Origin of the sequence: Enterobacter sp. Lyrl_3, from assembly GCF_051948675.1 — a bacterium.
Taxonomy (GTDB): Bacteria; Pseudomonadota; Gammaproteobacteria; order Enterobacterales; family Enterobacteriaceae; genus Enterobacter; species Enterobacter cloacae.
Map to the genome: position 1 here is coordinate 57,682 of NZ_JAYJLI010000003.1, position 22,955 is coordinate 80,636.

Genomic DNA, 22,955 nt, shown 5'->3' on the forward strand with positions numbered 1-22,955 from the left:
TTCTCCTCGGTTATTCGGTCGGTAAATGCTGGCTGATAAAGTGGCTGGTGAGCGACTGGGCTACGTTTTTATCCAGCGGTTTGCCGCTTAGCGCGGCGCGCAGCCACAGCCCGTCGATCAGCGCTGCAAGCCCGTAACCCGCCTCCTGCGCCTGTTCACGCGGCAGTTCGCGGCGGAATTCGTACACCAGGTTGGAAAGCAAACGGCGGCTGCTTACCTGTTGCAACCGGTAGAGCATCGGCTGATGCATGCTGCTCGCCCAGAAGGCCAGCCAGGCTTTCATTGCCGCGCTGCTGATCTGGGTTTCATCAAAGTTGCCGCCGACAATCGCCTGCAATCGTTGCTCTGCGCTGCCATCCGGCAGGGCATGCAGGCGGCTCAGAACCGCGTCGCGCAGCTGGCCGGTGATGTCGCGCATGGTCGCTTCCAGCAGGCCATTTTTATCTTTGAAGTAGTGACTGATGATCCCGGTTGAGACACCCGCCCGACGGGCGATCTGCGCGATGGTTGCGTCATGCATTCCCACTTCATTTATTGCTTCCAGCGTGGCGTTGATCAGTTGCCTGCGCCGGATCGGCTGCATCCCCACTTTGGGCATTTTTGCCACTCCATTCATCAGCGTTGGTTAACCATTAAAGCGGTTTTTGATTGGACGTTCAATATAAAATGTGTCTTAATTGTTGCGGATTTGGATTTTAATAGTTACAAAAACAGTGGGGATACTGGATGACAGATCTTTCGCAAGACAGAGAAAAGGACAAAATCAATCCGGTTGTTTTTTATACATCCGCAGGACTGATTTTGTTGTTTTCCCTGATGACGATCTTCTTTAGCGACTTCTCTGCCGAGTGGATTGGGCGCACCCTGAACTGGGTGTCGAAGACCTTCGGCTGGTACTATTTGCTGGCGGCGACGCTCTATATTGTCTTTGTTGTCTGCATTGCCTGTTCGCGCTTTGGTTCGGTGAAGCTCGGGCCCGAGCAGTCAAAACCCGAGTTTAGTCTGTTAAGCTGGGCGGCGATGCTGTTTGCCGCCGGTATCGGCATCGACCTGATGTTCTTCTCCGTGGCCGAACCGGTCACGCAATATATGCAGCCGCCGGAAGGGGCAGGGCAGACGATGGAGGCCGCGCGCCAGGCGATGGTCTGGACGCTGTTCCACTACGGACTGACCGGCTGGTCGATGTACGCCCTGATGGGCATGGCGCTCGGATACTTTAGCTATCGTTATAATTTACCCCTCACCATTCGCTCTGCGCTGTACCCCATTTTCGGTAAAAAGATTAACGGCCCGATAGGGCACAGCGTCGATATTGCGGCGGTGATCGGCACCATCTTCGGTATCGCCACTACGCTCGGGATCGGCGTGGTGCAGCTCAACTACGGGCTGAGCGTGCTGTTTGATATCCCGGATTCGCTGGCGGCGAAAGCCGCGCTGATCGCGCTGTCGGTGATTATCGCCACCATCTCGGTCACTGCCGGCGTGGATAAGGGGATCCGCGTGCTCTCCGAGCTGAACGTCGCGCTGGCGCTGGGGCTGATTTTGTTTGTGCTGTTTGTGGGCGACACCTCTTTCCTGCTCAATGCCTTAGTGCTGAACGTGGGCGATTACGTGAACCGCTTTATGGGCATGACGCTGAACAGCTTCGCCTTTGACCGCCCGGTGGAGTGGATGAACAACTGGACGCTGTTCTTCTGGGCGTGGTGGGTGGCGTGGTCGCCGTTTGTCGGCCTGTTCCTGGCGCGTATTTCACGTGGTCGCACTATCCGCCAGTTTGTGATGGGCACGCTGATCATTCCGTTCACCTTTACCCTGCTGTGGCTATCGGTCTTTGGCAACAGTGCGCTGCATGAGATCATCCACGGCGACGCGGCGTTTGCGCAGGAGGCGATGGCGCACCCGGAGCGCGGATTCTACAGCCTGCTGGCGCAATATCCGGCGTTCACCTTTAGCGCCTCCGTTGCCACCATTACCGGCCTGCTGTTTTACGTCACCTCGGCGGATTCCGGTGCGCTGGTGCTGGGGAACTTCACCTCGAAGCTGAAGGACATCAACAGCGATGCACCAAACTGGCTGCGTATCTTCTGGTCGGTCGCCATCGGCCTGCTGACGCTCGGCATGCTGATGACCAACGGGATTTCCGCCCTGCAGAACACCACGGTGATCATGGGGCTGCCGTTCAGCTTTGTGATCTTCTTTGTGATGGCCGGGCTGTATAAATCGCTCAAGGTGGAAGACTACCGCCGCGTCAGCGCCAGCCGCGATACCGCGCCGCGTCCGATGGGCGCCCAGGACAGACTGAGCTGGAAGAAGCGTCTCTCGCGCCTGATGAACTACCCGGGCACGCGCTACACCAGCCAGATGATGGAGACGGTCTGCTTCCCGGCAATGGAAGAGGTGGCGCAGGAGTTGCGATTACGCGGTGCCTACGTGGAGCTGAAAAACCTGCCGCCGGAAGAGGGCGAGACCCTGGGGCATCTGGATCTGCTGGTGCATATGGGCGACGAGCAGAACTTTGTCTATCAGATCTGGCCGCAGCAGTATTCGGTGCCCGGGTTTACCTACCGCGCCCGCAGCGGCAAATCGACCTACTACCGGCTGGAGACCTTCCTGCTGGAAGGCAGCCAGGGGAATGATTTGATGGACTATAGCAAGGAGCAGGTGATTACGGATATTCTGGACCAGTATGAACGGCACCTGAACTTTATCCATCTGCACCGGGAAGCGCCGGGGAATAGCGTGATGTTCCCGGATGTGTAAGCGAATCGCATTCTAAATTGATGCCGGGTGGCGGCTTCGCCTTACCCGGCCTACCGCGAGTCAACTTTGTAGGCCTGATAAGCGAAGCGCCATCAGGCTTGTAGCAGCGTCAACAAGCTGTCATCCCTTTTGTGCCAGAAGAGGGTGAAACGTGTGCCCTCCGCATATTCTCCAGCCGGGTGTGAAAGCACCAGCACAAGGGTTTTATCATCTAACGCTGCGACTCTCGCACAGTCAAAACCCATGTAAATCTTTACCTGCGGAAACAGCGCTTTAAACAAACTTTCTTTCGCGCTAAACGCGAGCGTCAGCGCCTGTGCAAAAGGGTAGCCTGAACACGTTAAACACGCCGCTTCCTTCGCATTGATAATACCGTCCTGGATTTCATGGGCTTCACGCTCGGAAAGGATCGCCTCTGTATCGATACCTACAAGGGCATGAGGATGGTGAACCACAACCGCCATCGCCTGCGTGCCGCTGTGAGTGATGCTACCCGAAACCCCGTGCGGCCAGAGCGGTTCGCCGCTGGGGCCGATGCCGGGAACGGCGTGGCCAGGTAAGGCATGCGCGGCGGCGATGCGGCCCGCCAGATGCTCGGCTTTGCGTTTGCGTCCGGCGTCAGCCAGCTGTGCGTGATGGGGGAGCCAGAGGAGATCGGCGTCGGTGAAGGTGGTGGGGGCGAAGGTGATGCGGTGAACGGTGAGGCTGGCGAGAACGAACGTGCTGTGGGTTGTGTGCATGGTTTTCCCTTCAGAATTGTGCGGCCTGTTGCCCTCACCCCGGCCCTCTCCCACAGGGAGAGGGGGGAAGTCACTGCCTGTATCAGAATCGGGTATTCACGCTCATATACCACGTGCGGCCTGGCTCATTATAGGTATAAGCCCCCGCGCCGTACATATAGGCACCCGTCGAGGTATTCCCGGTGGTCTGGGCATTACCCGCACGCCACTGACGTTTGTCGAAGACGTTATCCACGCCGCCGGTCAGGCTGACGTTTTTGGTCACGTCCCACGTCGCGCTCAGGCCAAGGATGCTATACGGGCTGACCTCGTCTTTCTCTGACCCGGTCACCGGCTGACCTTTGTAGTTGTACTTCTTCGGCTGCTGCTTGCCGTACCAGGTGAAGGTCGACTGGAGCGACACATCCTGATGCACCTGCCAGCTCAGGGTAGAGTTCAGCGTGTACTCCGGGATGATCGACAGACGGTCGCCGGTCTCCTTGTTCTTGCTCTGCAACATGTAGGTGATGTTGTTGGTCCAGTTGATGGTATCGCTGACCGGCACGTTCAGGGAACCTTCCAGGCCTTCAACCACCGCTTTCGGCACGTTCTCCCACTGGTAGATATCGGTGGTGACTTTGCTGGTGGAGGTCTGGCCGATTGGCGCATAGCCCGCTTCAATCTTGTTGCGATAGTCGTTGCGGAACCAGGTCACGCCCGCCAGCCAGCCGTCGCGTTTCCACTCCAGACCAATCTCTTTGTTGATGCTGGTTTCGGCTTTCAAATCGTCGTTACCCATCATGTAGCAGCCCACGCCGTCGGAGCTTGCGTAGCAGCCCTGGCCCTTGCTGTATAACAGGTAGTTCGGGTTGGTCTGGTACAGGCTCGGTGCTTTGTAAGCACGCGCAATACCCATCTTCAGGGTGAAATCATCCCCCAAACCCTGCGACAGGTTCAGGGACGGGCTCCAGTTGTTACCCACGATGGTGTGATGGTCGAAGCGCAGCGCCGGGGTCAGCATGGTGCTGTCGGTCAGCTCCATATTGTTTTCCGCAAACAGGGAGAAAATCTCTGCGGAGGTATACGGGCTGCGATCGTCGCTCATCCCTGGAATGGTCCCGCCCTGCAGGGTTTGCGAGAAGGAGGTGGAATCCTTCATGCGCTGCTGGTTCCACTCGGTGCCCAGCGTCAGGTTCTGGTTGACGATGAAATCAATCGGCAGGTTGATCTCACTGTGCAGCATGACGTCGGCCAGGTCGGTATCGGTGAATTTATCGCTGTTGAACAGCCCTTCGGTTCCTCCGGCCAGCCCTTCACCCAGACGTGAGTTGCGGGTGTGTTCGTACTGTGCCCAGTTGCTGGTGGTAATGCCGTTATCCCAGCCGCCGTTCCACGTGACGGCGAAGTTCTGACGATAGATACGGTTGGTCTCTTTACCGTAGTTCTTCTTCACCAGCGCATTGTCGTTGTTGGTGTTCTGGGTATCCCCGGCGTAGAGGTTGTTCTGGCGGCTGTAGCCCGCTTCAAACTCCAGAGACTGCATTGGCGCAAAGTCCCAACGCACCACGCCATTGATGTCTTTGTTTTCTACCCCTTCACGGCCTGCAGGCAGGGTGTTGGCATAGGCGCCTGTACGCTCGGACTGATGGCCCTGGTTGATGTCCCACGCATCGGCCTGGGTTTTGTCGAGGTTACCGTACATGCGGAAGCTGAAGTCGCCGCCCAGTGGGCCGCTCAGGCTGAAGTTGGTGCGTTTTGTGGAACCTTCATCCTTGTGTTCAGGCGCGTTCAGATAGGTGTTCCAGGAGCCGTGCCACTGGTCGTCGAATTTTTTGGTGATGATGTTCACCACGCCGCCTGCCGCACCGTTGCCGTAACGCGCGGCGGCCGGGCCACGGATCACTTCAATACGCTCGATCATCTCAGGCGGCACCCAGCCGGTATCACCGCGGGTGTCGCGCTCGCCGCGCCAGCCCAGACGAATCGAGTTGCGGCTGGTCACCGGCTTGCCGTCGATCAGGATCAGGGTGTTTTCCGGGCCCATACCGCGGATATCAATCTGGCGGTTGTTACCGCGCTGGCCGCTGGTGGAGTTACCGGTCAGGTTAACGCCCGGCATGGTGCGGATGATTTCAGACACGTCACGCGCGGGCGGATTTTTACGGATCTCATCGGCGGTAATGGTGGAAACCCCCGGCGCCTGCAAATTCTGCTCGGCGGCGGTGATCACCATGGTGTCTTCATGCTGCGCGGAGGCGGTATTGTCGTCTGCCATGGCAGGCAGCGCGACGCCATAAATCCCTAAATTGACCAGCAAGGCCAGAGAGTGAATCTTCTTATTCATTGGATGTCCCGCTTTTATGGTTTCTTATGAACGCGCTTTCCACAGCGCGGGCATTACGCTATTGCAAATGCAAATAGTTATCAATAATATTATCAATAAAATTTGTCCTGAAACAAAAAAGACTGTTAAACATGAGGTTAGAAGGGTGACGGTGTTAACAACGGGAAGTGAAGCCTGGTGGCAGTCGAAAAACGGCCCGGAATGGGTGCGTGAACAGGGGAAATATCGGGTCACCTTCTGGTGGCGCGATCCGGCGGGAACGCAACACACCTCGGCGGTGAAACGCGTCTGGCTGTATATCACCGGCGTAACCGATCACCATAAAAATGCCCGCCCACAATCCCTCGAACGCATCCCGGATACCGACGTCTGGCAATGGCAGGGCGAGTTCAGCCCCCAGTGGCGCGGCAGCTACTGCTTTATCCCTTCAGAGAATACAGACGATTTTGCGCCCGATGTGTTTCACGGTGAGCAGCCGGATCGCCTGGCGCTGCGCGAAGGCTGGCGCAAGCTGCTGCCGCAGGCAATGTCCGACCCGCTTAATACCCAGAGCTGGCGAGGCGGGCGAGGGCATGATGTCTCTGCGCTGGAGATGCCCGACGCTCCGGTGCAGCCCGGCTGGGATCGCCCCAATACGCCATACCGGCAGCCGGTCTGCATTGACTGGCAGAGCAAGCGGCTGGGCAATCGTCGTCGCGTCTGGATATTTACCACCGGCGATGACGATCCGGAACGCCCGCTGGCGGTGCTGCTCGACGGCCAGTTCTGGGCCGAGAGCATGCCCGTCTGGCCAGCGCTGACGGCGCTTACCCTCGGACGCAAACTGCCGCCTGCCGTCTACGTTTTAATCGATGTGATAGATATGGCGCATCGCAATAACGAATTGCCCTGCAACCCCGATTTCTGGCTGGCGGTGCAGGAAGAACTTCTCCCTCTTGTAAAACAACGCACGCCATTCAGCGACCGCGCAGACCGTACGGTGGTCGCAGGCCAGAGCTTCGGCGGTCTCTCCTCGCTTTATGCCGCACTAAACTGGCCGCAGCGTTTTGGCTGCGTGCTGAGCCAGTCCGGCTCTTACTGGTGGCCGCATCGCGGCGGGCAGCAGGAAGGGCTGCTTATCGCGCAACTGAAAGCGGGTGAAAAAACCGCACGCGGCCTGCGCATCGTCCTTGAGGCCGGGCGCAACGAGCCGCTGATTTACCGCGCGAATCAGGCCATTTACGACGAACTGCACACACAGCAGCAGGTTTACTGGCGTCAGGTTGACGGCGGACACGACGCGCTTTGCTGGCGCGGTGGGCTGACGCAGGGGCTGATGACCCTCTGGCAGCCGCTTATTCACTAACGGAGTCTGTATGGAATTCAGCAATCCTTTCGATAATCCGCAGGGGCAGTTTGCTATTTTGCGTAACGATCAGGGGCAGTACAGCCTGTGGCCGCAGCAGTGCGAATTGCCCGCAGGCTGGCGCGTGGTATGCGAAGCGCAATCGCAGGACGCATGCCAGCAGTGGCTGGCCGAACACTGGCAGACGCTCAGCCCCTCTAATTATGCGGGGGAGCATGCATGAACCGTCTGCCGCTTGTTGCCGCCCAGCCGGGCATCTGGATGGCGGAGCAGCTTTCCAGCCTGCCGAACGCCTGGAGCGTGGCACACTACACCGAACTGAAAGGCGATATTGACGCACCGCTGCTGGCAAAAGCCATTGCCGAAGGCATGATGCAGGCCGACACGCTGCGCATGCGCTTCACCGAGGATAACGGTGAGGTGTGGCAGTGGGTGGATGCATCAATGACGCTGCCTGAACCGGAAATCGTGAATGCCGGTTCCCATGACGCCGCCGTGGCGCTGATGGACGCCGACCTTAATCAGAACCTTCGTGTCGACAGCGGTCAGCCCCTGGCGTTTCACCTGCTGATTCAGATCGGTCCGCAACACTGGTACTGGTATCAGCGCTATCACCATTTAGTGGTCGATGGCTTCAGCTTCCCGGCGATTACCCGCCAGATCGCCGCGATTTATGCCGCGTGGAAGAGGGGCGAGCCCACGCCTGACTCCCCGTTTACGCCGTTCGCCGGGGTGGTGGAGGAGTATCAGCGCTACCGCGACAGCGAGGCGTATCAGCGCGACGGTGCTTTCTGGGCTGAGCAGCGCAAACAGCTTCCTTCTCCGGTCTCGCTTTCCTCTGCGACGCTGCCGGGGCGTGCCGCCACCACCGACATCCTGCGCCTGAAAATCGCCGCCGATGGCCGCGCCTTCAGCCAGCTTGCGCAGGCCGCAGGACAGGTACAGCGCACCGATCTGGCGCTTGCGCTGGTGGCGCTGTGGCTGGGCCGTCTCACCGGACGGCTGGACTACGCCGCCGGGTTTATCTTTATGCGCCGCATGGGCTCCGCTGCGCTGACCGCGACCGGCCCGGTGCTCAACGTGCTGCCGCTGGCGGTGAACATTCATCCGCACGAGAGCCTGCCGGAACTGGCGCAGCGCCTGGCAAACCAGCTGAAAAAAATGCGTCGCCACCAGCGCTACGACGCCGAGCAGATCGTGCGCGACAGCGGGCGTGCCGCGGGTGATGAAGCCCTGTTCGGCCCGGTGCTCAATGTCAAGGTATTCGATTATCAACTGGACATCGACGGCGTGGAGGCCACCACCCACACGCTGGCCACCGGCCCGGTGAACGATCTGGAGCTGGCATTGTTCCCGGACGAGCAGGGGGGGCTGAGCATTGAGATCCTCGCCAATAAACAGCGCTACGATGAAACCACGCTGGCCCGTCACGTGGCGCGCCTGAATGCGATGTTGACGCAATTTGCCGCTAACCCGGACCTGCGCTGCGGCGAGGTTGAAACGGTCTCAGAGCAGGAATACCAGCAGCTTACACGCATCAACGATACCGGGCTGGCGCTACCGTCCACCACGCTTGCGGAACTGGTGGCGGAACAGGCGAGCAAAACGCCGGACGCGCCCGCACTGGCGGATGCGCACATCGAGCTCAGCTATCGCCAGATGCGCGAGCAGGTGGTGGCACTGGCGCATCTGTTGCGTGAGCGCGGCGTGAAACCGGGCGACAGCGTGGCGGTGGCGCTGCCGCGCTCGGTATTCCTGACGTTAGCGCTGCATGGCATTGTGGAAGCGGGGGCCGCGTGGTTGCCGCTGGATACCGGCTACCCGGACGATCGTCTGCGGATGATGCTGGAGGACGCGAAGCCGTCGCTGCTTATCACCACCGACGAACAGCGTCCGCGCTTTAGCGATCTGTCCATTGGGACGTTTAGTTACAACACACTATTACCGGCTGCGGAGGCTGAACCGCTGCGGCTGGCGAAGCCGGAGCAGACGGCGTACATCATCTTTACGTCGGGCTCGACAGGGCGTCCGAAAGGGGTAATGGTCGGGCATACCGCCATCGTTAACCGTCTGAAATGGATGCAGGATCACTACCCGCTGACGGCGTGTGACGTGGTGGCACAAAAAACGCCGTGCAGCTTTGACGTGTCGGTCTGGGAGTTCTGGTGGCCGTTTATCGCCGGGACGAAGCTGGTGATGGCCGAGCCGGACGCGCACCGTGATCCTCAGGCCATGCAGCAATTCTTTGCGCACTATGGCGTTACCACCACCCACTTTGTGCCGTCGATGCTGGCGGCGTTTGTCGCCTCGCTGACGCCGGAAAACGCCGACTGCTGTAAAAGCCTCAGGCAGGTATTCTGCAGCGGGGAAGCACTGCCGACGGAACTTTGTCGCGAATGGGAGCGGCTCACCCACGTGCCGCTGCATAACCTCTACGGCCCGACGGAAGCGGCGGTGGACGTTAGCTGGTATCCGGCATTTGGACCAGAGCTGGCGGCAGTTGCAGGTAACAGCGTGCCGATCGGTTTCCCGGTATGGAACACCGGGTTGCGGATCCTGGATGCGATGATGCGCCCGGTGCCGTTTGGCGTGGCGGGCGATCTCTATCTCACCGGTATTCAGCTGGCGCAGGGGTATCTGGGGCGTCCGGATCTCACCGCCAGCCGCTTTATTGCCGATCCGTTCGCGCCGGGCGAGCGGATGTACCGTACCGGTGACGTCGCCCGCTGGCTGGACAACGGCGCGGTGGAGTATTTAGGCCGCAGCGACGACCAGCTGAAAATTCGCGGCCAGCGCATCGAGCTTGGCGAAATCGACCGGGCGATGCTGTCGCTGCCCGACGTGGCTCAGGCGGTGGCGCACGCCTGCGTGTTCAACCAGGCGGCGGCCACGGGCGGCGATGCCCGTCAGCTGGTGGGATATGTGGTTTCTGAATCCGGTTTACCGCTGGATCGCGACGCGCTGCTTGCCTCACTCAGATCGCAATTGCCGCCGCATATGGTGCCGGTGGTGTTACTGCAAATCAGCGCGCTGCCGTTAAGCGCAAACGGCAAACTGGATCGCAAGGCGCTGCCGCTGCCGGAGCTGACCAGCAAAACCAGCGGACGCGCACCGGAAAGTGCAACCGAAATTGCCGTCTCGCAGGCGTTTGCGTCTTTGCTGGGCTGTGCGGTGAACGACATCGAAGCCGATTTCTTTGCCCTCGGCGGCCACTCGCTGCTGGCGATGCGCCTGGCCGCACAACTCAGCCGTACGTTCGCTCGCAAGGTGACGCCGGGGCAGATAATGGTCGCCTCTACGGTCAGCAGGCTGAGTGCTCTGCTGGATTCGCCGATAAGCGACGAGCAGGCACAGCGTCTGGGTTATGAAACCTTGCTGCCGCTGCGCGAAAGCGACGGCCCGACGCTGTTCTGCTTCCATCCGGCTTCCGGTTTTGCCTGGCAGTTCAGCGTGCTGGCGCGCTACCTTAGCCCGCGCTGGTCCATTACCGGAATTCAGTCGCCGCGCCCGGAGGGGCCGATGCAGCAGTGTGCGGATCTGGATGGGGTGATTGAACATCATCTGACTACGTTACGTGGCCGGCAGCCCCATGGGCCGTATTACCTGTTCGGCTACTCGCTTGGCGGCACGCTGGCGCAGGGGATTGCTGCGCGTCTGCGTGAACAGGGCGAAACCGTCGCCTTCCTGGGTCTGCTGGATACCTGGCCACCGGAAACCCAGAACTGGGCGGAAAAAGAGGCCAACGGACTCGACCCGGCGGTGCTGGCCGAAATTGAGCGCGAGCGACAGGCGTTTATCGCCGCCCAGCAGGGGCAGGGCTCCAGCGCGCTATTCAACGCCATTGAAGGTAACTACGCCGACGCGGTGCGGCTGCTCACCACGGCGCACAGCTCGCGGTTTGACGGGAAAGCAACGCTGTTTGTTGCCGAGCGCACGCGAACGATAGATCCGCAGGTGGCGTGGTCGCCGTGGGTAAATGAACTGGAGGTATACAGCCAGGATTGCGCCCATGTGGACATCATTTCGCCGCAGGCGTTTGAGAAGATTGGGCCGGTGTTGCAGAAGATGTTGGGGGAGTGATTTCCCCTCACCCTAACCCTCACCCACGGCGAGGGGGATGGTTTGCGCCCTCTCCCTGTGGGAGAGGGCCGGGGTGAGGGCATCAGCGCGCATGCTTTCCAAGCGGCACCACCAGCGGCGTGCCCGCCACCGGGTCGTCAATAATCATGCAGCGCATGCCGTAGATCCGCTCGATAAGCGCTGGCGTCACAATCTCCTTCGGCGCGCCCTGCGCCACAATTTCGCCGTCGCGCAGTGCAATTAAATGCGTGGCATAGCGGCAGGCCTGATTCAAATCATGCAGCACCGCCGCCAGGGTGTAACCTTGCGTGCGGTTGAGCTCGCTCAGCAACTCGAGCAGATCGATCTGATGGCTGATATCAAGCCAGGTCGTCGGTTCATCCAGCAGCATAATGGAGGTCTCCTGCGCCAGCACCATCGCGATCCACGCCCGTTGACGCTGGCCGCCGGAAAGCGTGTCCACGCTCTGCCGGGCGAGGTCCGTAATGCCCGTTGCCTGCATCGCGCGGTTCACCGCGTCTTCATCTTCCTTGCGCCAGCGGGTAAACAGCGGCTGGTGCGGATAGCGTCCGCGTGAGACCAGCTCCTGCACCGTGATGTCTCCCGGCGTGGTGGCGTTTTGCGCCAGCAGCCCGATGCGCCTGGCCACCTCTTTACTGGCAAAGCGCTGGATCTGCTCGCCGTCGAGGAATACGTGGCCTTCAACCGGCGTCATCAGGCGACTGAGGGTGCGCAACAGGGTCGACTTGCCGCAGCCGTTCGGGCCGATAATCGCCGTGAAATGGCCGTCAGGAATGTTGACGGTTAAGTCATGGGCAACGATTTTTTTGCCGTAACTGAGAGTAAGGCTTTCGCCGCGCAAGCGGGTGGTTGAATCGGTCATTTCTTGCGTGACTCCTGAACGAGCAAGACGATGAGGTAAATCCCGCCAAGGCTGACGGTGACAACGCCCACCGGAAGTTGATAAGGCATAAACAGCCGCTGGGCGCAGAGATCGGCGGCCAACAGTAACATTGAGCCGCACAGCGCCGCCTGGGTTAAGCCCCAGCGGGCCGTACCGCTAAGACGACGCGCAATGTGCGGGGCGACAAGGGCGATAAAGGAGATGGGTCCGGCAATCGCGGTGGAGGCCGCGGTGAGCAACACGGCGACCAGCATCAGCATCAGACGCGAACGCTCAACGCCGACCCCCAGCGCACAGGCGCTGTCGTCACCCATTTCCAGCAGCCGCATGCGCCGCACCAGCAGCAGCGCGGCGATAAACATCAGCAGAATCAATGGCGCGGCTGGCCAGACTTTGCCCCAGGTCAGGCCGTTGAGGGAACCGGCATACCACAGCCCGGCCGACAGCGCCGTTTCCAGCGAAGCCTGCAAGAGCAGCCAGGTATTGAACGCCATCAGCATGGCACGCACGCCGATACCGATAATGATCAGGCGGAAAGTGTCGATACCGTTGCGCCAGGCAAGCAGCCAGATCACCAGCGCGGTCAGTATCCCGCCGGTCATCGCCGTCACGGTGATGGCCGTCAGATGCTGACCAAACAGCACCATCGCGACCAGCACGCCGCTCCAGGCACCGGTGTTGAGACCCATTACATCCGGGCTGCCGAGCGGATTGCGCATCAGCGACTGGAAAATCGCGCCGCTGACGCCAAGCGCGGCACCCACCAGCATCGCCATTGCCACGCGCGGCAGTCGCCACTCCGTCACCACCATCGTGACAGCGCGCGGGGCGCTGCCGGTGAGCGCGTTAAACACCTGGGCCAGATCGAGCGTCACCGCGCCGCTGCACAGGCTTGCGATCGCCAGCATCAGAATGGCGATAACCAGAAGCGAAACGCTGAGGATCAAACGACGAGAGGGGGCCATCATGCGTCACCTCCGCGTTTACGTCGTACCAGGAAGATCAGGACCGGCGCGCCGATAAAGGCGCTTACCACCGAAACGCGCAGTTCGCCGGGAACCAGAAGACGCCCGACAACATCAGCGAACAAGAGCAGGGCCGGGGTGGCCAGCAGCGTCACCGGCAGCGACCAGCGGTGATCGGCCCCCACCAGCCAGCGCGACAGATGCGGCATCATCAGCCCGATAAAGGCAATCGGGCCGACCACCGCCGTCGCGCTGCCGCACAGCACGGTGATGACCACTAATCCCGTCAACTGGGTTCGCGCCACGCGGTTGCCGAGCGCGGTAGCGGTGTCGCTGCCAAGGCTCAGGCTGTTCAGCGCCCGGCTTAAACCGAGTGCCACGGCGGCGGCAATCATCACCGGGATGACCACCACCTTAAGCGTCTCCAGCGTGCGGATATCCAGCGAACCGGCCTGCCAGAAGCGGAGCTGATCGTAAACGTCCGGGTTAAGCAGGGCGATGCCGTTAGATAACCCTTCCAGCACGGCGGCAAGCGCCACGCCCGCCAGCGTCAGGCGTACCGGGCTAAGCTGCCCGCCGCCCTGGCTGCCGGTAAAGGCGACAATCAGCGAGGCCGCCAGCGCGCCGCAAAAGGCCATAACCAGTTGTTCTGAGGGAGAGGTAAACCCGAACAGCGCCGCACCAAGCACAATGGCAAAGCTGGCACCGCTATTCACGCCAAGAATGCCGGGGTCAGCCAGCGGGTTGCGGGTGAGGGTTTGCATAAGTGCCCCCGTAAGCCCCAGTGCGCCACCGGCAAGTAATCCGGCCAGGGTTCGGGGCAGGCGGGCATCCAGCACGATGGTGCAGTCGGCGCTCTGACAGGTACCAAAGAGCGCATCAACAATCACGGAGGCGGGCAGCGGTTTCGCACCAACCAGCAGACTGAGCGCCATCGCAAGGATTAACAGCAGCAATAACACGGGCACGGCAACCGCGCGCACCGCAGAAGAAGAGGAAAACGACATAGCAACATCCATGATTTGATAATGATAGTGATTATCGTTATCTATCTTATTTGGCTATGTTAGCATGTGCGCCCATGGAATGGGTAGAAATAGACTCAAGGTCTTGTCATGAATCAAAAATCCTGGCTGATTAACCTCAGCCTGCTGAAGACGCATCCGGCGTATCGCGCCGTGTTTATCGCGCGTTTTATCTCCATTTTGTCCCTTGGCCTGCTCGGCGTTGCCGTCCCGGTACAGATCCAGACGTTGACGCACTCAAGCTGGCTGGTCGGGCTGTCGGTCACCTTAACCGGCGGGGCGATGTTTATCGGTCTGATGATCGGCGGCGTGCTGGCCGACAGGTACGAACGCAAGAAGCTGATCCTGCTGGCGCGCGGCACCTGCGGGGTGGGGTTTGTCGGATTGTGCCTGAACGCAATGCTGCCAGAACCCTCCTTACTCGCCATTTACGCCCTCGGGCTGTGGGATGGTTTCTTTGCTTCGTTAGGCGTGACGGCGCTGCTGGCCGCCACGCCCGCGCTGGTAGGGCGCGAGAATCTGATGCAGGCGGGGGCAATTACCATGCTCACCGTCCGTCTTGGCTCGGTGATATCGCCGATGGTGGGCGGCCTGCTGCTGGCCACCGGTAACGTGGCGTGGAACTACGGCCTCGCGGCGGCGGGGACGTTTATCACCACCTTAACCCTGCTGCGTCTGCCGCTTCTGCCACCGCCACCGCAGCCGCGTGAGCATCCGCTGAAATCGCTGATGGCGGCGATCCGGTTTCTGTTCAGCAACCCGCTGATTGGTGGTATTGCGCTGCTCGGTGGTCTGCTGACGATGGCGAGCGCCGTACGCGTGCTGTACCCGGCGCTGGCGGGAGAGTGGCAGATGAGCGCCTCAGAGATTGGCGTGCTGTACGCCGCCATTCCGCTCGGCGCGGCGTGTGGTGCGCTAACCAGCGGCAGGCTGGCGCAGAGCGCGCGTCCGGGGTTGATTATGCTGTTGACGACGCTGGCGTCGTTTATCGCGATGGGGTTCTTCAGCCTGATGCCGGTCTGGGCGCTGGGTGTGCTGTGTCTGGTGCTCTTCGGCTGGCTGAGCGCCATCAGTTCTCTGTTGCAGTACACCCTGATCCAGACCCAGACGCCGGAGGGAATGCTCGGGCGCATCAACGGCCTGTGGACCGCGCAAAACGTGACGGGCGATGCCATTGGCGCGGCGATCCTCGGTGGGCTGGGGGCCGTCATGACACCGGTGGCTTCGGCGAGCACCAGCGGGTTTGCGTTAGCCGTTGTAGGTGGGATCCTGTTAATGGTATTAGCAGAATTGCGCCGGTTCAGGCAGGAGGTTGTATTGAACGACGGTGCGGCCTGATGCCCTCACCCCGCCCCTCTCCCACGGGGAGAGGGAGGGAAAATGCCTACTTAAACAATGCATTTAATCTCTCTAACACCAGCATCGCGCTGTAATAATCCAGGCGGAACGTCTCCGTTCCCAGTGCCCATACGCGTTTATTCTTCACCGCAGGCAGGTGAGCCAGCAGCGGGTTGGCGTAAATCGCCTCGACGTCTTTTTGATCGCCGGCAAACAGGAACAGGCCTTCACCGTTCAGCCCGGTAGCCAGATTTTCACCGCCTAACTGGATGATGTCGTGACGTTTGCCCTGACTTTTTGAGGTGTGCAGCCCGGCAGGCAGTTCGGCCAGGGTAAAGCCTAACTGGTGCAACAGCTGGCCCTGGGCAGACTCCGCGGTCCACAGGTTAGCGCTGTGCGCGGCGGCAGTGTACACAATGGCGTTCACCGGCTGCGGCGGCAGCGTCATCTGCTGTTTCACCTGCGCGAGTTGTTTATCGAATGCTGCAATGCGTTCGGCGGCCTGTTTTTCCTGTCCGGTTATCGTGCCTAACTGCTTCAGCAGTTCCTGCCAGCTTTTGTCGTCGTAGTTGATGATGAGCGTCGGCGCGATGGCGGAGAGCTGATCGTACAACGCCAGGGCCGAATCTCCGCCGGTCGCGCTAATCAGAATCAGATCCGGCATCTGCGCCGCCACCGCTTCCGCACTCGGCTCGCCAATGTACAGGCGCGCCACGTTGCGCTGTTTCGCAATATCACCCCACTGACGTAAAAAGCCCTGCGCATCCGCCACGCGGTTATTGGGCGTGGTCGCCCCGCTGGCCACTACCGGAGCGTCAATCGCCAGCAATGAGCCGGTCAGGGTCACGCTGGTGGAGACAATGCGCGTGGGTTTGCTCTCCAGGGTATGCACGCCGCGGCTGTCGGTTATCTGACGCGGCCAGTCGGCGGCGATGGCTGAGGTTAGTCCTAAAACAAAACATCCCGTTAAAAGAAGGGCATTACGGCAAACGGCGGGGAATTTCACAACGCGGCATCCTGTTCTCTTTGAAGTTAATGCTTCTCATTTTCATGATTGCGGCGAGGGGATGCAAGCGATACTCGCACAAGATGTTCGCTCTGCGGTTGACACCGGCGCGATGTGGGATTAGGTTAGCCAACGAAAATATAAATGATAATCATTATTGCTTCTTTTATCATTTTATGGAGGATGATATGGATACGTCCCTGGCTGAGGAAGTTCAGCACACCGCGACCACGCTGCCATCAGACAGCTTTTTCTTTATGTCGCCTTACCGCAGTTTTACCACGTCAGGCTGTTTTTCCCGTTTCTCTGAACCCGCCGAGGGCGGTGATAACCCGTCGGGGGCCTTCCAGCAGAAACTGGCTCAGGCTTTCCGCAACGCGAAGGCCAGTGGCATTGCCCATCCCGTGATGGTGGGAGCCATCCCGTTCGATACCCGCAAGCCCTCATCCCTGTTTATTCCGCAGCACTGGCAGACCTTTTCGCGCCCGGCGCGTCAGCAGTCCGCGCGCTATTTTTCCGCTTCCCAGGCGTTGAGCGTGGAAACCCGCACTGAGATCCCGCCGCAGCCCGTGTTTGAAGAGATGGTTGCCCGTGCGGCAGCGCTCACCGCCACGCCACAGGTGAACAAAGTGGTGCTGTCGCGGCTGATTGATATTGCGACGGATAAAACGATTGATAGCGGCGCGCTGATGGAGCGACTGATCGCCCAGAATCCGGCCAGCTTCAACTTCCATGTGCCACTGGAAGATGGCGGCGTGCTGCTGGGCGCGAGCCCGGAACTGCTGCTGCGTAAAGAGGGGACACACTTTAGCTCTCTGCCGCTGGCGGGCTCTGCGCGTCGTCAGCCGGATGACGTGCTGGATCGCGAGGCGGGTAATAAGCTGCTGGCCTCCGAGAAGGATCGCCACGAGCACGATCTGGTGACCCAGGCGATGAAAGCCATTCTGGCACCGCGCAGCCATCATCTCAGCATGCCAGCTTCCCCGCAGCTGATCACCACCCCAACGCTCTGGCATCTGGCGACGCCGGTGGAAGGGGAGGCCCGTGAAAATGAGAACGCCCTGACCCTGGCCTGTCTGCTGCACCCGACGCCTGCGCTGAGCGGTTTCCCGCATCAGGCGGCAAAAGAACTGATTGCCGGGCTGGAGCCGTTCGACCGCGAACTGTTTGGCGGCATCGTTGGCTGGTGTGATAGCGAAGGCAACGGCGAGTGGGTGGTGACCATCCGCTGCGCGCGTCTGCTTAAAAATCGCGTTCGCCTGTTTGCCGGTGCGGGCATTGTGCCAGCCTCCTCCCCGGTGGGCGAGTGGCGCGAAACCGGGGTGAAGCTCTCCACCATGCTCAACGTTTTTGGTTTGCACTGAGGAATCATCATGACCATCCCCTTTACCCGTTGGCCTGAGGAGTTTGCCCGGCGCTACCGTGAAAAAGGCTACTGGCAGGATCTGCCGCTGACCCACATTCTGACCGACCACGCGGAGAAAGATACCGTCGCCATTATTGACGGTGAACGTCACCTGACCTGGCGCGCGTTCAACCAGGCGGTGAATAACCTGGCCTCCGTCCTGCAGGAGCAGGGCGTGCGTCGTGGCGAGACCGCGCTGGTTCAGCTCGGCAACGTGGCTGAGTTTTACATCACCTTTTTCGCGCTTCTGCAGGTGGGTGTGGCTCCGGTGAACGCGCTTTTCAGCCACCAACGTAACGAGCTGAACGCCTACGCCGCACAGATCAAACCCGCGCTGCTGATTGCCGACCGCGAGCACGCCCTGTTTGCAGGCGATGATTTCCTGAACCGTTTTGTGGATGAACATCGCTCAGTGCGTGTTGTCCTGCTACGTGGCGATAACGGCGCACATGCCCTGGAGGCGGCCATCGCCCACCCGGCGGCCCATTTCATCCCCAACCCCACGCCTGCCGACGAAGTGGCGTTCTTCCAGCTTTCAGGCGGCAGTACCGGCACGCCAAAACTGATCCCGCGTACGCATAACGATTACGACTACAGCATCCGTCGCAGCAACGAAATTTGCGGTATTACTGCGGATACCCGCTATCTGAATGCGCTACCGGCGGCCCATAACTACGCCATGAGTTCCCCGGGTTCGTTAGGGGTATTCATGGCTGGTGGTTGCGTGGTGCTGGCGCACGATCCGAGCGCCACGATCTGCTTCCCGCTGATTGAACGCCATCAAATTAACGTCACCTCGCTGGTACCCCCGGCGGTCAGCCTGTGGTTGCAGGCGATTGCCGACGGCGCGGGCAATGCGCAGCTTAAATCGCTGAAGCTGCTGCAGGTGGGGGGCGCACGCCTCTCCGCCACGCTCGCCTCGCGTATTCCGGCGGAAATTGGCTGCCAGCTACAGCAGGTGTTCGGCATGGCGGAAGGGCTGGTGAATTACACCGCTCTCGACGATACCCCGGAGCGCATCATCCACACCCAGGGCCGTCCGATGTGCCCGGATGACGAAGTGTGGGTGGCGGACGAGCAAGGCAACCCGCTGCCGCGTGGCGAAACAGGGCGTCTGATGACCCGTGGGCCGTACACCTTCCGCGGCTATTTCAACAGCCCGGAACACAACGCCAGCGCCTTTGATGCCAACGGGTTTTACTGCTCCGGCGATCTGATTGCCATCGACGAGCAGGGGTACATCACCGTGCAGGGGCGCGAGAAAGATCAGATCAACCGCGGCGGGGAGAAGATCGCCGCTGAAGAGATCGAAAACCTGCTGCTGCGCCATGAGGCGGTGATCCACGCCGCGCTGGTGAGTATGGAGGACAGCCTGTTGGGCGAGAAAAGCTGCGCGTTTCTGGTGGTGAAACAGCCGCTGCGCGCGGTTGAGGTGCGACGCTTCCTGCGCGAGCAGGGCGTTGCCGAATTCAAACTGCCGGATCGCGTGGAGAGCGTGGATGCGCTGCCGTTAACGCCGGTCGGCAAAGTCGATAAGAAACAGTTGCGCCTGTGGATCGCTGAACGCGCCCGGGCCTGAGGAACAGAGTATGGCTATTCCAAAATTAACCGCTTATGCGCTGCCAACTGCCGCAGAGTTGCCGACAAGCAAAGTGAACTGGGCGTTTGAGCCTGAACGTGCCGCGCTGCTGATCCACGATATGCAGGAGTATTTCCTGAACTTCTGGGGCGAAAACAGCGCGATGATGCAGCAGGTGGTGGCGAACATCGCCAGGCTGCGCGCGTACTGTAAAGCGCACAACATTCCGGTTTACTACACCGCTCAGCCGAAAGAGCAGAGCGACGAAGACCGCGCCCTGCTGAATGACATGTGGGGCCCGGGCCTGACCCGCTCCCCGGAGCAGCAGCGCATCGTCGCTGAACTGACCCCGGATGAAGCGGACACCGTGCTGGTGAAGTGGCGCTACAGCGCGTTTCATCGCTCGCCGCTGGAGCTGATGCTGAAAGAGACAGGCCGCAATCAGCTGCTGATCACCGGCGTGTATGCCCACATCGGCTGCATGACCACCGCCACCGATGCGTTTATGCGCGACATCAAACCCTTCTTTATTGCCGACGCGCTGGCAGATTTCACCCGCGAAGAGCACCTGATGTCGCTCAACTATGTGGCGGGGCGTTCCGGCCGCGTGGTGATGACCGATGACCTGTTGCCGTCGGTTCCGGCCTCAAAAGCGGCGCTGCGTGAGCTCATCCTGCCATTACTCGATGAAACCGACGAACCGATGGATGATGAAAACCTGATCGACTACGGCCTGGATTCGGTGCGCATGATGGCACTCGCCGCACGCTGGCGTAAAGTCCACGGCGATATCGATTTCGTGATGCTGGCAAAAAATCCGACCCTCGACGCCTGGTGGGCGCTACTCTCCCGCGAGGTGCAGTAATGGTTTTTGATTTCACCAGCAAAACCGTCTGGGTGACAGGGGCGGGTAAGGGGATTGGTTATGCGACGGCGCTGGCCTTTGCCGACGCGGGCGCGAAGGTGACCGGATTCGATCTGGCCTTCCCGCAGGGGAATTATCCGTTTGCTACCGAAACGCTGGACGTATCTGACGCGGCGCAGGTGAGCGATGTCTGCGGGCGCTTGCTCGCCGTAGAGGAACGTCTGGACGTACTGGTCAACGCCGCCGGCATTTTGCGCATGGGCGCCACGGACCAGCTTTCGCAGGAGGACTGGCAGCAGACGTTTGCGGTCAACGTTGGTGGGGCGTTTAACCTCTTTCAACAGACGATGGGCCAGTTCCGTCGTCAGCAGAGCGGGGCGATTGTCACCGTGGCGTCCGACGCGGCCCACACGCCGCGCATCGGGATGAGTGCCTATGGCGCCTCGAAAGCGGCGCTGAAAAGCCTGGCCCTCACCGTCGGGCTGGAGCTGGCGGGCAGCGGCGTGCGCTGTAATCTGGTGTCGCCGGGGTCAACGGATACCGATATGCAGCGCACCCTGTGGACCTGCGACGATGCGGAGCAGCAGCGCATTCGCGGTTTTGGCGAGCAGTTTAAGCTGGGGATCCCGCTCGGGAAAATTGCCCGTCCTCAGGAGATTGCCAGCACGATCCTGTTCCTGGCCTCCGATGCTGCCAGCCATATCACCCTGCAGGATATCGTGGTGGACGGCGGCTCCACGCTGGGGGCGTAATGATCTGGAAACGCCATTTATCGTTAGATGCGCTGAACGCCACCAGCCAGAACACGCTGGTGGCGCATCTGGGCATCGTTTATACCCGCCTTGGCGACGATACGCTGGAAGCGGAAATGCCGGTGGATGCGCGCACCCATCAGCCGTTTGGCCTGCTGCACGGTGGCGCGTCGGCGGCGCTGGCGGAAACGCTGGGCTCGATGGCCGGTTTTCTGATGACCCGCGACGGGCAGAACGTGGTGGGAACGGAGCTGAATGCCACCCATCATCGTGCGGTAGCGCAGGGGACCGTGCGCGGCGTGTGTCAGCCGCTGCATCTGGGTCGATCCAGCCAGAGCTGGGAGATTGTGGTGTTCGACGAGCAGGGACGGCGGTGCTGTACCTGCCGGTTGAGTACGATGGTGCTGGGGTAATTTTGTGCGGGCTGTTGCCCTCACCCTAACCCTCTCCAACAGGGAGAGGGGACGGTGTAGTACAAAATTAGAGCATTGAGACGACGCGTTTAAGTAACCGAATTCGCGGCGCAATGGACGCTTTGTCCAGCCACTCCGCCGGGCTGTGGAAGCCCGCGCCAATCGGCCCTAAGCCGTCAAGCGTGGGGATACCCAGCGCAGCGGTGTGGTTGGCATCGCTGCCGCCGCCAACCGCCTGCCAGGTAATGGCGATGCCTTCCGCTTTACCTGCCGCTTCAACCTGCTGCATCAGTGCCTGAGTCGCAACGCTTGCTGCCATCGCCGGTTTGTGATTGACCCGCGTCAGCGTCGTCGTCACGCCGTCTAAAAAGCCTTTTTCACATAAGGCTTCCAGCGCCTGATTCACCCGGTCGTACTCGTCGTTTTCCCAGAAGCGAACGTCGAGCTCGGCCACGGCGTGGTCCGCCACCACGTTTGCCGCGCTGCCGCCGCTAATCACCCCTACGTTGAGCGTGGTGCCGCGCGACCCGTCGCTCAGCGCATTCAGGGCAACGATGCTGTTTGCCAGCGCAGTGATTGCCGAACGGCCTTTTTCCGGGTCGTTACCCGCGTGTGCCGCCACGCCCTTGAAGGTAAGGTGATAGCCCGCCATACCTTTACGGGCTTTCACCAGAGAGCCATCAGCACGGGCAGCTTCGCACACCAGCACGCAGCGGGAGCGTTGTGCCAGTGCACCGATCCATTCGTGGGAGTATACCGAGCCCGTTTCTTCGTCCGGATTCATCGCGACCGCGATTGCCAGGCGATCTTTATCCGCAGGATCTAGCTCGCGCATTGCCCACAGAATATTGAGCAGTCCGCTTTTCATATCAGACACGCCGGGGCCGTAGAGACGCGTATCGTCCTCGCTCATCGGGCGTTCGGCCACGGTGCCGGGGGCAAAAACGGTATCAAGATGGCCGACCAGCAGCACGTCGAACTGCTCTGCCTGCGGCTTGTTGCTGACGAAGAGGCCCGGGCCAACCTTCTCGCCCAGGTTTACCTGCCCGGTATGCCAGCCTTCGCGTTGCCAGAGTGATTCTAAAATGCCAGCCACGGCAGCAACGCCCGCGATGGTCTGGGTGCCGCAGTCCACGTTCACCAGGCTTTTCAGCTCTTCAATGTAGCGATCCAGATTCATTTCCTTTTCCTTGTAAGCGGTAAGCGCGCGATCGCGCAGGGTCATTCTGGCGAGGTTGAGCGTAAAAAAAATGATACAAATCATCCCGTAAGGTTGAGCCAGGACGAAAAACGCAGAAGTGTGACCGATGACAGCGACGGGGTTGTTTCAGCCTGAAAGTGATCGACTTAACACTGTGGTGTAAATCTCTGGTTTGACCACGCATTATTGCGTTTCAAAGTTGTTAAATTTTACGCGTTGTTCTAGAAACAAAATGTAACATCTCACTGTTCCAC

Annotated in this window: 18 protein-coding genes; 10 read left to right on the forward strand and 8 right to left on the reverse strand. The window is 60.3% G+C overall.

Annotation, left to right across the window (positions count from 1 at the left end; translation table 11 throughout):
- Positions 1-10 precede the first annotated feature (10 nt).
- Complete coding sequence (betI, locus tag VF709_RS08020) at positions 11-598, reverse strand: transcriptional regulator BetI (protein WP_013097647.1); 588 nt, start codon at positions 596-598, stop codon at positions 11-13.
- A 128-nt stretch (positions 599-726) separates the two neighbouring features.
- Between betI and betT the strand changes: the two genes are divergently transcribed.
- On the forward strand, positions 727-2,760 hold the full coding sequence (gene betT, locus VF709_RS08025; RefSeq protein WP_038981034.1) for a choline BCCT transporter BetT: 2,034 nt from the start codon (positions 727-729) through the stop codon (positions 2,758-2,760).
- Positions 2,761-2,852: 92 nt separating this feature from the next.
- Here betT and entD read toward each other — a convergent pair whose 3' ends face one another.
- Together entD and VF709_RS08035 are read right to left on the reverse strand one after the other, a co-directional pair.
- On the reverse strand, positions 2,853-3,500 hold the full coding sequence (gene entD / locus VF709_RS08030) for an enterobactin synthase subunit EntD (protein ID WP_114519077.1): 648 nt from the start codon (positions 3,498-3,500) through the stop codon (positions 2,853-2,855).
- 82 nt (positions 3,501-3,582) lie between these two features.
- Positions 3,583-5,823, reverse strand: coding sequence for a TonB-dependent siderophore receptor (locus tag VF709_RS08035; RefSeq protein WP_013097643.1), 2,241 nt, complete (start codon positions 5,821-5,823; stop codon positions 3,583-3,585).
- A gap of 67 nt (positions 5,824-5,890) precedes the next feature.
- Here VF709_RS08035 and fes point away from each other — a divergent pair, with 67 nt between their 5' ends.
- From fes to entF, 3 genes are read left to right on the forward strand one after another with little or no spacing between them, the layout of a single operon-like run.
- Positions 5,891-7,168 (forward strand): enterochelin esterase, encoded by a 1,278-nt coding sequence (gene fes, locus VF709_RS08040; RefSeq protein WP_257739785.1) that lies wholly within the window; start codon positions 5,891-5,893, stop codon positions 7,166-7,168.
- A 10-nt stretch (positions 7,169-7,178) separates the two neighbouring features.
- Positions 7,179-7,391, forward strand: a complete 213-nt coding sequence (locus tag VF709_RS08045) for an MbtH family protein (protein ID WP_013097641.1) — start codon at positions 7,179-7,181, stop codon at positions 7,389-7,391.
- Positions 7,388-11,248, forward strand: coding sequence for an enterobactin non-ribosomal peptide synthetase EntF (entF, locus tag VF709_RS08050; protein WP_440231242.1), 3,861 nt, complete (start codon positions 7,388-7,390; stop codon positions 11,246-11,248). Before VF709_RS08045 ends, entF begins: the two co-directional genes overlap by 4 nt.
- A gap of 82 nt (positions 11,249-11,330) precedes the next feature.
- Here the strand turns inward: entF and fepC are convergent, their stop codons facing one another.
- Genes fepC through fepD form a run of 3 tightly spaced genes read right to left on the reverse strand, consistent with a single transcriptional unit; the run spans position 11,331 to position 14,124 of the window.
- Positions 11,331-12,131, reverse strand: coding sequence for an iron-enterobactin ABC transporter ATP-binding protein (gene fepC / locus VF709_RS08055; protein WP_058650480.1), 801 nt, complete (start codon positions 12,129-12,131; stop codon positions 11,331-11,333).
- Positions 12,128-13,120, reverse strand: coding sequence for an iron-enterobactin ABC transporter permease (gene fepG / locus VF709_RS08060; RefSeq protein WP_044158800.1), 993 nt, complete (start codon positions 13,118-13,120; stop codon positions 12,128-12,130). Before fepG ends, fepC begins: the two co-directional genes overlap by 4 nt.
- Positions 13,117-14,124 carry a Fe(3+)-siderophore ABC transporter permease gene (gene fepD, locus VF709_RS08065; protein WP_058650481.1) on the reverse strand — a complete coding sequence of 336 codons (1,008 nt, stop codon included), beginning with the start codon at positions 14,122-14,124 and terminating at the stop codon, positions 13,117-13,119. The genes fepG and fepD overlap by 4 nt, the downstream gene beginning before the upstream one ends.
- A gap of 108 nt (positions 14,125-14,232) precedes the next feature.
- Between fepD and entS the strand changes: the two genes are divergently transcribed.
- Complete coding sequence (gene entS / locus VF709_RS08070; protein WP_058650482.1) at positions 14,233-15,480, forward strand: enterobactin transporter EntS; 1,248 nt, start codon at positions 14,233-14,235, stop codon at positions 15,478-15,480.
- A 46-nt stretch (positions 15,481-15,526) separates the two neighbouring features.
- On the opposite strand, the gene fepB is transcribed toward entS, so the two are convergent.
- Positions 15,527-16,486 carry a Fe2+-enterobactin ABC transporter substrate-binding protein gene (gene fepB / locus VF709_RS08075; RefSeq protein WP_058650483.1) on the reverse strand — a complete coding sequence of 320 codons (960 nt, stop codon included), beginning with the start codon at positions 16,484-16,486 and terminating at the stop codon, positions 15,527-15,529.
- A gap of 188 nt (positions 16,487-16,674) precedes the next feature.
- On the opposite strand from fepB, the gene entC reads away from it, so the two are divergent.
- From entC to entH, 5 genes are read left to right on the forward strand one after another with little or no spacing between them, the layout of a single operon-like run.
- Positions 16,675-17,850, forward strand: a complete 1,176-nt coding sequence (gene entC, locus VF709_RS08080) for an isochorismate synthase EntC (protein WP_038418883.1) — start codon at positions 16,675-16,677, stop codon at positions 17,848-17,850.
- A 9-nt stretch (positions 17,851-17,859) separates the two neighbouring features.
- Positions 17,860-19,470 (forward strand): (2,3-dihydroxybenzoyl)adenylate synthase EntE, encoded by a 1,611-nt coding sequence (gene entE, locus VF709_RS08085; protein WP_139937087.1) that lies wholly within the window; start codon positions 17,860-17,862, stop codon positions 19,468-19,470.
- Between the two features lie 10 nt (positions 19,471-19,480).
- Complete coding sequence (locus VF709_RS08090) at positions 19,481-20,335, forward strand: isochorismatase (protein ID WP_020684613.1); 855 nt, start codon at positions 19,481-19,483, stop codon at positions 20,333-20,335.
- Positions 20,335-21,087: a 2,3-dihydro-2,3-dihydroxybenzoate dehydrogenase EntA gene (gene entA / locus VF709_RS08095; RefSeq protein WP_058650485.1), complete on the forward strand. Its 753-nt coding sequence runs from the start codon at positions 20,335-20,337 to the stop codon at positions 21,085-21,087. Before VF709_RS08090 ends, entA begins: the two co-directional genes overlap by 1 nt.
- Entirely contained in the window at positions 21,087-21,500 is a 414-nt protein-coding gene (entH, locus tag VF709_RS08100; RefSeq protein WP_020684615.1) for a proofreading thioesterase EntH, read from the forward strand. Before entA ends, entH begins: the two co-directional genes overlap by 1 nt.
- A gap of 67 nt (positions 21,501-21,567) precedes the next feature.
- Here the strand turns inward: entH and VF709_RS08105 are convergent, their stop codons facing one another.
- On the reverse strand, positions 21,568-22,680 hold the full coding sequence (locus VF709_RS08105; protein WP_058650501.1) for a M20 family metallopeptidase: 1,113 nt from the start codon (positions 22,678-22,680) through the stop codon (positions 21,568-21,570).
- Positions 22,681-22,955 lie beyond the last annotated feature (275 nt).

Coding starts and splice junctions, on each gene's coding strand:
- betI (WP_013097647.1), bottom strand. CDS start 598: ATGCCCAAAGTGGGGATGCAGCCGATCCGGCGCAGGCAACTGATCAAC.
- betT (WP_038981034.1), top strand. CDS start 727: ATGACAGATCTTTCGCAAGACAGAGAAAAGGACAAAATCAATCCGGTT.
- entD (WP_114519077.1), bottom strand. CDS start 3,500: ATGCACACAACCCACAGCACGTTCGTTCTCGCCAGCCTCACCGTTCAC.
- VF709_RS08035 (WP_013097643.1), bottom strand. CDS start 5,823: ATGAATAAGAAGATTCACTCTCTGGCCTTGCTGGTCAATTTAGGGATT.
- fes (WP_257739785.1), top strand. CDS start 5,891: ATGCAAATAGTTATCAATAATATTATCAATAAAATTTGTCCTGAAACA.
- VF709_RS08045 (WP_013097641.1), top strand. CDS start 7,179: ATGGAATTCAGCAATCCTTTCGATAATCCGCAGGGGCAGTTTGCTATT.
- entF (WP_440231242.1), top strand. CDS start 7,388: ATGAACCGTCTGCCGCTTGTTGCCGCCCAGCCGGGCATCTGGATGGCG.
- fepC (WP_058650480.1), bottom strand. CDS start 12,131: ATGACCGATTCAACCACCCGCTTGCGCGGCGAAAGCCTTACTCTCAGT.
- fepG (WP_044158800.1), bottom strand. CDS start 13,120: ATGATGGCCCCCTCTCGTCGTTTGATCCTCAGCGTTTCGCTTCTGGTT.
- fepD (WP_058650481.1), bottom strand. CDS start 14,124: ATGTCGTTTTCCTCTTCTTCTGCGGTGCGCGCGGTTGCCGTGCCCGTG.
- entS (WP_058650482.1), top strand. CDS start 14,233: ATGAATCAAAAATCCTGGCTGATTAACCTCAGCCTGCTGAAGACGCAT.
- entC (WP_038418883.1), top strand. CDS start 16,675: ATGGATACGTCCCTGGCTGAGGAAGTTCAGCACACCGCGACCACGCTG.
- entE (WP_139937087.1), top strand. CDS start 17,860: ATGACCATCCCCTTTACCCGTTGGCCTGAGGAGTTTGCCCGGCGCTAC.
- VF709_RS08090 (WP_020684613.1), top strand. CDS start 19,481: ATGGCTATTCCAAAATTAACCGCTTATGCGCTGCCAACTGCCGCAGAG.
- entA (WP_058650485.1), top strand. CDS start 20,335: ATGGTTTTTGATTTCACCAGCAAAACCGTCTGGGTGACAGGGGCGGGT.
- entH (WP_020684615.1), top strand. CDS start 21,087: ATGATCTGGAAACGCCATTTATCGTTAGATGCGCTGAACGCCACCAGC.
- VF709_RS08105 (WP_058650501.1), bottom strand. CDS start 22,680: ATGAATCTGGATCGCTACATTGAAGAGCTGAAAAGCCTGGTGAACGTG.